The sequence below is a fragment of the Savagea serpentis genome (assembly GCF_015351395.1).
Classification (GTDB): Bacteria; Bacillota; Bacilli; order Bacillales_A; family Planococcaceae; genus Savagea; species Savagea serpentis.
Genome location: NZ_JADKPV010000003.1, coordinates 55,373 through 68,056, shown reverse-complemented (window position 1 = coordinate 68,056; position 12,684 = coordinate 55,373). Strand labels below are relative to the sequence as shown.

The window sequence follows — 12,684 nt, the reverse complement described above, 5'->3', positions numbered from 1 at the left end:
TATGTTAAAATAGGAGTAAGAATATCGAACATTCGTTTCGAAGTTGAAGGTGATCCTATTGAAAAATTTAATCGATTATCGCGTAGGTGATACGATTGAAATGTTTTTACTCATTAAGCAGTCGATTCAAGCAGTAACGCAACAAGGCAAACCGTATATGACGGTTATTTTACAAGATAAAACAGCGGACGTGGAAGCGAAGTTATGGGATACGTCCGAAGAACATGCGGTGACGTATGCGGGGGGAAATATCGTCAAAGTGGGCGGAGAGCTTCACGATTATCGCGGTCGCACCCAATTGCGCGTAAAAAGCATTCGTCCTGCGAAAGAGTCAGACGGTGTGACATTGGAAGACTTATTGCCGTCTGCGGAACGCCCGAAAGAAGAACTATATGAGATCGTCACACGTTTTATCGATGCGATGGATAATGATGCGATTCGTCGTTTAACGAAGGCGCTCGTTAAAAAATACGAAGCCGAGTTTCTCGTTTATCCTGCAGCGACGCGCAATCACCACGATTACGTGTCAGGTTTAATTGATCATACGGTCTCGATGCTCACATTAGGAGAGCAAATTGCACGACTATATCCAATTTTAAACAAAGATTTATTGTATGCCGGTATCATTTTACATGACGTTGGAAAAGTGACGGAATTATCTGGTCCGATTGCGACGCAGTATACAGTAGAAGGAAATTTAATCGGTCATATTTCGATTATGGTGAGCGAAATTTTACTCATGGCGAAAGAGTTAGACATTGAAGGAGAAGAAGTGATGCTCCTCCAACATATGGTTTTATCGCATCACGGCAAAGAAGAGTGGGGCAGTCCGAAGCGTCCGATGTTAATGGAAGCGGAAATTTTACATTACATCGACAATATCGATGCGAAAATGCAAATGTTTGGCACAATGATGGCTGCGACGGAAGAAGGAACATTTTCAGAGCGTGTATTCGCACTCGACAATCGTTCATTTTATAAGCCGACACTATAAGAAAAAGCGTTATTCGAGTTCATTCTCGAATAACGCTTTTATTTTATTCGTTCATTCCTTTGAACGCATCTTTGAATGCATCGTCTTTAGTGTCGATTTTCGCTTCTTTAATTAATTCAGCGAGACGTTCTTCTGTTTGGATGTTTGCTAATGTTTCTTTTGCTTTTGCACGAATTTCTTCTTCAGGTTTTGGCTCTTCTGTATCGCGAATGTCGAGAACTTCGATAATGTGGTAGCCGAAGTTTGACTTCACAGGTTCTTTCGATACTTCACCTTTTTTCATGCTGTATAGCGCATTTTCAAATGGGGGTACCATCATGCCTTGTTGGACCCATCCAAGATCGCCACCTGTTTCAGAAGCTTGTGGTTCTGTTGAATGTTCTTTACTTAATTTTTCGAAGTCTGCACCGTCTTCGATTTGTTTAATGAGATCTTTCGCTGTCTTTTCATCTTCTACTAAAATATGGCGTGCGTGAATTTCTTTTTTAGCACGTTCCACTGCTTCATCCACTGATTTTTCATCGACTTCAACAGAAGCGAGGAATTTTTGTTTCATTAATTGTGGTTTCATTTGTTGTTTGAATGTTTCTTCAGTCAAGCCTTCGTTCGCTAAAGACATTTCAAACATGTCACCCATCATTTCTTTCTGAGCTTTCACTGCTTCTTCTACTTCTTCATCTGTGACAGGGAATTTTTCGCTCAATGCTTTGTTTAAAACGATTTCTTGGAAAGCTTGTAAACCGACCGCGTTTTTCATTTCTTCGTAAAGATCGTGTTCTGTAATGTCGCCATATGCTGTCGTTGCGATGACTTTACTTTCTGCATCGCCGCTTCCACCACATGCTGCGAGTACTGCTAAACTAGCTGATAATACACCAGCTAAGACAAATTTCTTCATAACTATTCTCTCCTCACTTTTCATAAGACAGTAGTACTATACCATATAAACGTTTCGGAAACAAAAATGTTCCAATGATAAAAAAACACTGAACGACAAGCGCTCAGTGTTCATTTAAATATTGTAATACACTTGCAAATAAAACAAAATCATCAAAGCTAAAATTAACAGATTAACTGTTTTATAAACACGCGGTTGTTTTGCTTCATCAATTTCACGTGCGACAATTAGCGCGTATGTCATTCGATTTATTTGGAATAAAAAAAACAATGCTGCAAAGACCGTTAATGCTAAGATCAATCGTATGACCTCCTTTACATCAGAAAAGCTATTCTTCTTATCATAGCAGAAAAGAAGAAAGATAGGTTATGAATTCACTTCGGAAGCGCATTCATTTTTAGGTAAAGGAGTAGCTAATAACTGTCCGTTCTCTTCCTCAAAACATTGATCGATATTTTTAAAACCTTTTTCGAAAATCTCCATGTAGTCATCTCCGTAAATATTACGAATTACGGACATCACTTCGATAAATTCTGGGAATTTTCCATATAAATCTTTAATCGGGAGTGAACCTTCTAATACGAGATGTCTCGTATCATGATAATGAACGTTCATCGTTAAAATTAAATCTTCTCCTTCATCTGTTACAGCGACGTATGTGTTACGACGGTCGTCGTCTTTTTTGAAGAAATGTAAGTATCCACGTTGTTCGAGCTTTTTTGAGAAATTGAAAGCTGTCGAAACGTGCATAACACCGAATTTAGCGATGTCAGAAATCGTCGCTCCTTGCAAATGATAGGCGATCCAAAGAATATGATGTTCATTAATATTAAGGTCATACGGTTTAATCCACTGCTGCCAATCTTTTTCGACCGCTTTCCATAACGCTTTGGCCATTTGTGCGATACGTTGGCTGTAGATCATAGCCTCCTTTTGAGAGAAGGATTGTTCTGTCATTGAAAACACCCACTTCCTAAATTGAAATATTCCTTACATTATACCAAAAAAACAAAGAGATAAGAAGTTCGAATTCAAAAATAATTCAAAAATATCTTTATTTTCTCAATAGTTTAGAAAAAAGAAGCTATTTTTAGGAAATAGCTTCGAAAAAACTTAATGATTTTGCTGTTTGGCAATTTGTTGTTCGAGTTGTTCGATAGAGCGTTGAATCGAATCAATTTCCTTCGTCAAGTTATTTTTGTTTGGTTCTGTTGATTGTTGCCATGTCATGACAGATTGTTTAATTTCTTCGATTGTTTCAGGCAAATTATTTTTCGCTTCCGCTGTTAAATGTTGGATCGATCCGACAAGTTCATTCGCTTTCACTTTAATATCCTCTGCCATAGATTGTAAATGGCACGATTTCGTTTTGAAATTATTGCGCAATTGTTCGCCTGATTGAGAAGTTGTTAATAGCACTGCAACAGATGCAGTAATCGAACCTGCAAGTACACCGAGTAAAAAGTTGGATTGTTTCATAATGTAAGTCAACGCCTTTCTTCAAGTAATGAATTATTATCTATTAAAGCATGTTATAAGATGACAATCAAATCATTTTTAAGGAAACGCACGAATGATATGGACTTTTTTATTATGTTTGTATAATTAAAAAAGTGAAGAAAGAAATAACCGTGTTACATGGATATTTCTTTCTTCACTTCATTTTTTACAAACGTTCGCGTAATTGAGAAGCGAGATCGCCGAGTACTTCAGGTGTAAACGTATCGACTTGTGGATTCCATGTCCAATCGAAGCCGTCTTTTTCATCGTAACGTGGGATGAAATGTAAGTGGAAGTGATACACGGTCTGTCCAGCATGTGAACCATTATTTTGCAATAAGTTCATACCCGCTGGTTGAAACTCTGCTTTTAAAGCGTTCGCAATTTTCGGGACAGCGCGGAATAAATGAGCTGCTTCGTCTTCCGTCATGTCGTAAACGTTTTCACGATGAACTTTCGGAATGAGGAGCAAATGCCCTTTCGCGACAGGCGTAATGTCCATAAACGCATAAACATGTTCATCTTCGTACACTTTTTCACTCGGAATCGTACCGTTAATAATGTTACAGAAAATACAAGAAACCATCATAACCACTCCTTTTAGTCGTTTTTATCTCCTTTCAGTGTAGCATAAAACATGGAAAGCGTCCTTGTATCAATGTAACTTTCTGTTTAGATTTGCTAAAATGGAGAAAGGAAGAGAGGGGATCTCATGGCAATTTTAAAATTAACAGATGTGACAGGAGGTTACACGCGGAAACCTGTCTTACATGATTTGGCATTTGAAGTAGAAGCAGGGGAGTTAGTCGGCTTGATTGGCTTGAACGGAGCGGGGAAAAGTACGACGATTAAACATATTATTGGCTTATTGCGTCAACATGCCGGAACGATTGAAATTGCAGGTCATACGTTAGAAGGAAACATGGAAGGGTATCGTCAGTCATTTTCATACATACCAGAAACACCCGTTTTATATGAAGAATTGACTTTGGAAGAGCATTTGAAGTTGACAGCGATGGCATATGGTTTATCGGAAGATGATTATACCGTCCGCTCGAAGGCATTGTTGGAGGAATTTCATATGGAGAAACGACTTCGTTGGTTTCCAGCGCATTTTTCGAAAGGGATGCGACAAAAGGTGATGATCATGAGTGCATTTTTAGTGAATCCTGCTTTGTATATTATCGACGAACCATTTGTCGGACTTGATCCGCTCGGTATTCATTCATTGCTCGAACAAATTGAAGAGCGAAAACGTGGAGGAGCAGCGGTGTTAATGTCGACGCATATGTTGTCGACTGCGGAGAAGTATTGTGACAAAATTGTATTTTTACATGAAGGTCGTGTCAAGGCGTTCGGTACGATGGATGATCTAAGAGCGAGCTTTGGCATGGAGGGAGCTTCATTGGATGACCTGTACATTGCGATGACGAAGGAGCAGGCTAATGGATAGTTTACAAAGCATTTGGAAACGCCGCTTCGCTGAATATCAAATGGAGACTCAAAAATATTTAAAGTACGTCTTCACAGGGCATTTAATGATTGTGATTGTCTTTGCTTTAGGGGCGGGTGGACTCGCTTATAGTGAATGGTTAAAAGTCATACCCGAACAATTTCCAGTGGCGCTTATCGCGACAACTTTATTAGCACTCACGTTCATCTTTCGCAATCCGGCGACATTGTTTCGAGAGGCCGACGCCGTCTATTTTTTACCGTTAGAACACCAGTTGACGACGTATACGAACGCTTCGCTTCGCTGGACGACGGGAACGAAATTTATTTTGCCTATCGTCACGGCGATCGTTTTACTTCCGCTTATTAATACGAAGTACGCATTTGCACCACTCGAAATATTTATATTTTTCGCTATATTATTCGCTTGGCACGTTTTATTGACACGCGGAGAATGGTATTATCGCCATAGTCACCGTGGGCGCAACATGTACGTGTTGTACATTATTCATTACGCATTAAGTTGGGGGCTCATTTACGCCTTGTTAATGAATTGGTATGTCGTGGCAGCGGCTGTTCTTGTCGTATATGGATATAGTTCACAGGGAGTTTGGAAAAAGCGGGCATTGACAGAACCGTTTCCGTTCGATCATTTTATCGAACTTGAAAAAAATCGAATGATGCGTTTTTATCGGTTTGCGAATTTATTTACAGATGTTCCGCACATTCAAGGGAAAGTGCATCGTCGAGCGTATGCGTCATTTTTAATGACGGCGTCGAAGCCTTTCGAGAAAGAAAAAAGCTTTCAATATTTATTGAGCCGTACATTTGTGAGAACAGACGAATTATTTAGGCTTTATTTAAGGCTATTCGTTCTTATGGCATTCGGTGTTGCTTTCATTGAGTCGCAACTTTTAATGATTGTGTTTGTTGGAAGTTTGCAATTTGCGCTCGTCAGTCAGCTACTAGCGTATTTAAGCCAGACGAAACATTTCAAAATGGACCGACTGTTTCCAATCGAACAGAAAGGGCGCCGAGATGCAGTAGAAAAAATTGTTTTCCAACTCGGAACGATTCAAATATTTATTATTGTCATCATCGCATTTTTTGTACGGGATAAAATGGTAGAAGGCTTATTATTATTCGTTCTGTTGCAAGCGATTAGCGCAATGACGATGTTTTCGACAAGACCGAAGTCCTGACACGAACAATCTACCTATTAATGGTAGGTTGTTTGTACTAAAAACGAAATATTCAGAAAAATAGATTGCATTTTGGAGTAAGTTTTTCTATAATAGAAAAAAGCTGACAGAGGTGATGGGAATGGAAAATAAATATTTTTACAAACAATTACCGACTACTGCGCAGAGACAATTTCAGGAAGAAACGAATCAATTGCTTTCGGATATTTACACGGATTTATTTTTACAATCGGTCCATCAAGAACAGACGATTGCAAGAATTGAACGATTGATCGATCAAGCATTGGACGACAGAGATGTCGAAGCCTTTCAACAATACAGTGAGTTACTGGGGACATTAGAGAAGGAATGAAGGAGTGCTGTTTTGTGTAAGCAAAGCAGCCTCATACATAGAGAACGGTTGAATCTTAGGGGAGATTCAACCGTTTTTTTGATGTTTTTTTATTCGTAAAGAGGGAAGAGTTAAAAAACGTACGTTCGTAAAAAGTGTGTTAAAATAGAGCTATGGAAATGAAGGAGTGATTCGATTGTCAGAACGATTTGAATTAGTGTCGCCTTATGAACCAGCAGGGGACCAGCCGCACGCGATCCGTGAATTAGTCGCTGGGATTGAGCGCGGCGAAAAGCATCAAACGTTACTCGGAGCGACTGGGACGGGAAAGACATTTACCGTATCGAATGTCGTCACTGAAATCAATAAACCTACTTTAGTCATCGCTCATAATAAAACATTAGCAGGACAACTATATAGTGAATTTAAAGAGTTTTTTCCGAATAATGCGGTCGAATATTTCGTCAGTTACTACGATTATTATCAGCCAGAAGCATATGTGCCGCAGACGGATACTTTTATAGAAAAAGACGCAAGCATTAACGATGAAATTGATAAATTACGTCACTCTGCAACGAGTGCATTATTTGAAAGGCAAGACGTATTGATCGTCGCTTCTGTCTCCTGTATATACGGACTCGGGAATCCAGAAGAATATAAGGAGCTCGTGTTTTCTGTGCGTGTCGGAATGGAAATCGGGCGCGATGAGATGCTTCGTAAATTAGTCGACATTCAATATACGCGCAACGATATAAACTTTACACGCGGAACATTCCGTGTACGTGGAGATGTCGTCGAACTATTCCCGGCATCTCGCGATGAACATTGTATTCGAATCGAATTTTTCGGAGACGAAATTGACCGCATTCGAGAAGTGGATGCACTGACAGGAGAAATTATCGGGGATCGTGAACATATTGCTGTTTATCCAGCCTCTCATTTCGTTACCCGTTCTGAAAAGATGGAAAAAGCAATCATCAACATTGAAAAAGAATTAGAAGAACGTCTCTCCGTATTAAATGAAGAAGGGAAGTTGTTGGAAGCTCAACGCTTAGAACAACGTACGCGTTACGATTTAGAAATGATGAAAGAGATGGGCTTTTGTTCGGGAATCGAGAACTACTCACGCCATTTAACATTGCGTGAAGCGGGGGCGACACCGTACACATTGCTTGACTACTTCCCAGATGATTTCGTCATCGTCGTCGATGAAAGTCATGTTACTTTGCCCCAAATACGTGGGATGTATAACGGCGACCAAGCGCGTAAGCAAGTGCTCGTCGATCATGGGTTCCGTTTGCCGAGCGCGCTCGACAACCGCCCGTTGAAGTTTGAAGAGTTTGAGCAACACATACATCAGGCGATGTATATTTCCGCAACGCCAGGCCCTTATGAATTAGAACATACGCCGAAGATGGTGGAACAAATTATTCGACCGACGGGCTTGTTGGATCCCGTCATTGAAGTGCGTCCGATTCATGGTCAAATCGATGACCTCGTTGGAGAGATCAATGCGCGCATTGAAAAAAATGAGCGTGTATTAATTACGACATTGACGAAAAAAATGAGTGAAGATTTAACGGATTATTTAAAAGAGCTCGGCATTAAAGTGCAATATTTGCATTCTGAAATTAAAACATTGGAACGAATTGAAATTATACGAGATTTACGTCTCGGAACGTATGACGTACTCGTCGGGATTAACTTATTGCGTGAAGGAATTGACATACCGGAAGTATCGCTCGTTGCGATTTTAGATGCAGATAAAGAAGGATTTTTACGTTCGGAACGCTCGCTCATCCAAACGATCGGTCGAGCAGCACGTAACTCGAACGGTTATGTCGTGATGTATGCGGACAAAGTGACCGATTCAATGGAAAAAGCGATCAGCGAGACGGCGCGTCGTCGTGAAATTCAAATCGCATACAACGAAAAACATAGTATTACACCGAAGACGATTCAAAAAGAAATTCGTGACGTCATCCGGGCGACAGAAGTGGCGGAAGACGGTGAAGATTACATTACACGTCTTACAGAAGGCGGAAAATTATCGAAAGATGAGAAAAACGCTTTAATGGCGACGTTAGAACAAGATATGAAAGAAGCGGCGAAAGCGCTCGACTTCGAAAGGGCTGCTCAATTGCGCGACGCGTTATTAGAATTGCAGTCAGGAAGGTAGTTGTACATGAAAAATAAAGAGATTGTCATTCAAGGTGCACGAGCACATAATTTAAAAAATATTAATGTCAATATTCCGAGAGATGAACTCGTCGTCATGACGGGTTTGTCTGGTTCGGGGAAGTCATCGCTCGCATTCGATACGATTTATGCGGAAGGACAGCGTCGTTACGTTGAAAGTTTATCGGCGTATGCCCGGCAGTTTTTAGGGCAGATGGATAAGCCGGATGTCGATGTCATTGAAGGATTATCACCAGCTATTTCAATCGATCAAAAAACGACGAGCCGCAACCCTCGCTCTACTGTCGGGACAGTGACGGAAATTTATGATTATTTACGATTATTATATGCGCGTATCGGAAAGCCGGTCTGTCCGAATGACGGCATCGAAATTTCTTCTCAAACGATTGAACAGATGGTCGACCGCATTATGCAGTTAGAAGAGAGAAGCCGGATTCAAGTGCTCGCACCGATCGTAAAAGGGCGTAAAGGAGCGCACGTCCGTTTATTAGACGACTTGCGTAAAAAAGGATATGTCCGTGTACGCATCGACGGAGAGACGTACGATTTAGGAGAAGAAATTGAATTAAATAAAAACCAAAAACATTCGATTGAAGTCGTCATCGACCGGATCGTCGTGAAAGAAGGCGTCGAGTCTCGTTTAAGTGACTCGTTAGAAGCCGCTTTAGCGCTCGGAGAAGGAACGGTACTCGTCGACGTCATCGGCGTAGAAGAGCTCTTATTTAGCGAACATCACGCTTGTCCAATTTGTGGATTTTCAATCGGAGAATTAGAACCGCGCATGTTTTCATTCAACAGTCCGTTCGGGGCATGTCCCGACTGTGACGGTCTCGGAACGAAACTGGAAGTTGACGTGTCACTCGTCATTCCTGATTGGTCAAAAACATTAGAAGAACATGCGATTGCGCCGTGGGAACCGACGAGTTCGAATTATTACCCTTCTTTATTAAAGACGGTTTGTGATCATTTCGACATTCCGTTTGACGTTCCTGTATCAGAGTTATCCGATGAAGCGATAGATATTATTTTGAACGGTTCAGGAGAAGAAAAGATTCGTTTTGTCTATACGAATGAGTTTGGGAATACGCGTGACAATTCCATCTATTTCGAAGGTGTGTTGCGCAATGTCGCTCGTCGTTATCATGATACATCGAGCGATTATGTACGCGACCAGATGGAGAAGTATATGGCGGTTCATAACTGTCCAGCGTGTGATGGCTACCGTTTAAAACCAGAATCATTAGCGGTGAAAGTAGCGGGAGAACATATCGGCCTCGTAACAGAACGTTCGATTACCGAAGCGAGTGCGTTTTTTGATCACTTACAATTGTCTGAAAAAGATGCGCAAATTGCGAAACTGATTTTGAAAGAAATCGAAGAGCGCTTGTCCTTTTTACGCAATGTCGGACTCGATTATTTAACATTGAGTCGAGCAGCTGGCACATTGTCAGGAGGAGAAGCGCAGCGAATTCGACTCGCGACACAAATCGGCTCACGTTTAACAGGTGTGCTCTACATTTTAGATGAGCCGTCGATCGGTCTTCATCAACGCGATAATGATCGCTTAATTAATACGTTGAAAAGCATGCGTGATATCGGCAACACATTAATCGTCGTCGAACATGATGAAGACACGATGCTGGCGGCAGACCATTTAATCGATATCGGCCCAGGAGCGGGCGTTGCGGGAGGAGAAATCGTCTCTCAAGGGACACCTGACGAAGTGATGAATGACCCGAACTCTTTAACGGGTCAATATTTAAAAGGAGAAAGATTTATCCCAGTGCCCGCTGAACGACGCGAAGGAAATGGTCAAACATTGACGATTCGAGGCGCACGGGCGAACAACTTAAAAGATGTGACGGTCGACATTCCGCTCGGAACATTCGTCGCAGTAACAGGTGTGTCCGGTTCTGGTAAGAGTACCCTCGTCAACGAAGTACTGTATAAGTCGCTTGCGATGAATATGAATGGGGCGAAAACGCGTCCTGGAGATCATGACGTAATAGAAGGCATTGATCAACTCGATAAAATTATCGAAATTGACCAATCGCCAATCGGCCGTACGCCTCGTTCAAACCCTGCGACATATACGAGTGTGTTTGATGACATACGCGATGTTTTCGCGATGACGAACGAAGCGAAAGTGCGCGGGTATAAAAAAGGTCGCTTCAGCTTTAACGTTAAAGGTGGGCGTTGTGAAGCGTGCCGAGGTGACGGCATCATTAAAATTGAAATGCACTTTTTACCCGACGTTTACGTACCGTGTGAAGTATGTCACGGGAAACGATACAACCGTGAAACGTTAGAAGTGCTATACAAAGGAAAAAATATTGCGGACGTTTTAGAAATGACGGTGGAAGATGCGGTTGAATTTTTCGAAGCGATTCCGAAAATCCATCGCAAGCTACAGACGCTCGTCGATGTCGGCATCGGCTATGTAAAATTAGGTCAACCGGCGACGACATTGTCTGGTGGGGAAGCGCAACGTGTCAAACTCGCTTCCGAACTGCATAAACGTTCAACTGGGAAATCGTTTTACATTTTAGATGAGCCGACGACAGGTTTACATGTACATGATATCGGCAAGTTATTAAAAGTACTCCAACGACTCGTCGATGGTGGGAATACTGTTCTTGTCATCGAGCACAATTTAGACGTTATTAAAACAGCGGACTATATGATCGATTTAGGCCCAGAAGGTGGGGACGGTGGAGGAACGATTGTCGGTACAGGAACACCTGAGGAAATGGTGAAAGTGGCGAATTCTTACACAGGAAAATATTTAAAACCCGTTTTGGAAAGAGACCATGCTCGCATGAAGAAAAAAGTAAAACAAACAGAAAATGAAACTTCTCCGTCCGAATGAACGTACAATAAGTAGCACGAGGATTACATGCACGAAAATTAGAGGGGGAACTCAACATGGAAGCGAAGAAAAAACAAATTTTACAGTTAGTTGAAGATGGAACGATTACAGCAGAAGAGGCGATTGTTTTATTAAGTAAGTTAAACACGACTGACGAGCAACCGAAAGTTGAAGAACCGACATTACCGAAACGAGAAGACGAACAAAGCGAGCAACAAGATTCTTCTCAAGAAGAGCCATTTGCAGATGCGAAAGACCGTGGAGAACAATTTTTCCGTGATGTGAAATCCGATGTTCAAGAGATGGGAACACAGTTTATGAAATTTTTCCAAACGGCGGTCGATCAAGTGAAGTCATTCGATATGAATCAAATCTTTGAATCAAAAGTGAATTTCACTCGTGAGTTTACCGTGAAAGAACAATTGAAACGTTTAGACATTGAAGTTTTTCACGGGAGTGTTAATATCGTAAAAGGAACAAATGAAGAAACGACATTGCAAGTAGAGGCAGCATTTTTCGATACAGCGGATGAAGCGAAAGCAGAAGAGCGCTTTGCGAAAGAGTTTTTATACGATCAACAAGGCGACACATTGTACGTTCAAAGTCAGTTGAAAACAGCTCGCATGAATTGTACATTGACAGTACCTGCGCATCTTTATGACAAAGTGACAGTGAAAACATGGAACGGTGCTGTATCGATTGAAGACTTACGTGCGAAACAAGTGAAAGTGTCGACGAAAAACGGGAAAGTCCATTTCGTCAACAATGAGTTTGAACAAGCGAAAGTCGAAACGGCGAATGGTAAAGTGTACGCACGTAATATTACAGGTGAAGATTTAGATATCGAAACATTTAACGGTGCGATTTATGTCGATGGTTCGGTAGAAGAAATCGAAGCGGAATCTGTCAATGGTCCTATTGCGATTACGACGACACATCCAGCACCACGTTCAGTGGAAGCTGAATCGTTCGCAGGTGCGGTGGAAATTTACTTACCGAAAGAAGCTTCTGTCTCAGGCAAATTGCAAACGAATGTTGGGAAATTAACGGTCGACGTTTTGAATGCAATAGTAGAAGAAGTACAAGATTCTTTATTTGAAACAGAAATTCAATTCGAAGTGGAAGGCACATCATCACGTCGCCTTCAAGTGAAAGCAAAAACGAATGCTGGAACGATTACTGTCAAATAATAAAAGAAATGAAACATGAGCTCGTGCGACAAGGAGCTCATGTTTTTTT

Annotated in this window: 12 protein-coding genes; 7 read left to right on the top strand and 5 right to left on the bottom strand. The window is 41.3% G+C overall.

All coding sequences use genetic code 11. The annotated features are described in order from the left end of the window. Positions 1–58: 58 nt before the first annotated feature. Positions 59–994: a 3'-5' exoribonuclease YhaM gene (yhaM, locus tag IRY55_RS07755; protein ID WP_194562740.1), complete on the top strand. Its 936-nt coding sequence runs from the start codon at positions 59–61 to the stop codon at positions 992–994. Positions 995–1,037: 43 nt separating this feature from the next. On the opposite strand, the gene IRY55_RS07750 is transcribed toward yhaM, so the two are convergent. From IRY55_RS07750 to IRY55_RS07730, 5 genes are all read right to left on the bottom strand, one after another. Further along, entirely contained in the window at positions 1,038–1,892 is an 855-nt protein-coding gene (locus tag IRY55_RS07750; RefSeq protein ID WP_194562739.1) for a peptidylprolyl isomerase, read from the bottom strand. 114 nt (positions 1,893–2,006) lie between these two features. Continuing rightward, on the bottom strand, positions 2,007–2,192 hold the full coding sequence (locus IRY55_RS07745; RefSeq protein WP_194562738.1) for a hypothetical protein: 186 nt from the start codon (positions 2,190–2,192) through the stop codon (positions 2,007–2,009). Between the two features lie 66 nt (positions 2,193–2,258). After that, the gene (locus IRY55_RS07740; RefSeq protein ID WP_194562737.1) at positions 2,259–2,849 is read right to left on the bottom strand and encodes an HTH-type transcriptional regulator Hpr; all 591 of its coding nucleotides are present in this window, start codon (positions 2,847–2,849) and stop codon (positions 2,259–2,261) included. Between the two features lie 156 nt (positions 2,850–3,005). Next, positions 3,006–3,371, bottom strand: a complete 366-nt coding sequence (locus tag IRY55_RS07735; protein WP_194562736.1) for a YtxH domain-containing protein — start codon at positions 3,369–3,371, stop codon at positions 3,006–3,008. A 187-nt stretch (positions 3,372–3,558) separates the two neighbouring features. Next, on the bottom strand, positions 3,559–3,978 hold the full coding sequence (locus IRY55_RS07730; protein WP_194562735.1) for an HIT family protein: 420 nt from the start codon (positions 3,976–3,978) through the stop codon (positions 3,559–3,561). 126 nt (positions 3,979–4,104) lie between these two features. Here IRY55_RS07730 and IRY55_RS07725 point away from each other — a divergent pair, with 126 nt between their 5' ends. The 6 genes from IRY55_RS07725 (at position 4,105) to IRY55_RS07700 (ending at position 12,635) form a co-directional block, all read left to right on the top strand. Next, positions 4,105–4,845, top strand: coding sequence for an ABC transporter ATP-binding protein (locus IRY55_RS07725; protein ID WP_194562734.1), 741 nt, complete (start codon positions 4,105–4,107; stop codon positions 4,843–4,845). Next, positions 4,838–6,046: an ABC transporter permease gene (locus tag IRY55_RS07720; RefSeq protein WP_194562733.1), complete on the top strand. Its 1,209-nt coding sequence runs from the start codon at positions 4,838–4,840 to the stop codon at positions 6,044–6,046. Before IRY55_RS07725 ends, IRY55_RS07720 begins: the two co-directional genes overlap by 8 nt. 121 nt (positions 6,047–6,167) lie before the next feature. After that, a complete protein-coding gene (locus IRY55_RS07715; RefSeq protein WP_194562732.1) occupies positions 6,168–6,398 on the top strand; it encodes an IDEAL domain-containing protein in 231 nt (76 codons plus the stop codon). A 175-nt stretch (positions 6,399–6,573) separates the two neighbouring features. Continuing rightward, positions 6,574–8,556 carry an excinuclease ABC subunit UvrB gene (gene uvrB, locus IRY55_RS07710; protein ID WP_194562731.1) on the top strand — a complete coding sequence of 661 codons (1,983 nt, stop codon included), beginning with the start codon at positions 6,574–6,576 and terminating at the stop codon, positions 8,554–8,556. Positions 8,557–8,562: 6 nt separating this feature from the next. Next, positions 8,563–11,445, top strand: a complete 2,883-nt coding sequence (gene uvrA / locus IRY55_RS07705; RefSeq protein WP_194562730.1) for an excinuclease ABC subunit UvrA — start codon at positions 8,563–8,565, stop codon at positions 11,443–11,445. 56 nt (positions 11,446–11,501) lie between these two features. Then, positions 11,502–12,635 (top strand): DUF4097 family beta strand repeat-containing protein, encoded by a 1,134-nt coding sequence (locus IRY55_RS07700; protein WP_194562729.1) that lies wholly within the window; start codon positions 11,502–11,504, stop codon positions 12,633–12,635. Positions 12,636–12,684: the final 49 nt, after the last annotated feature.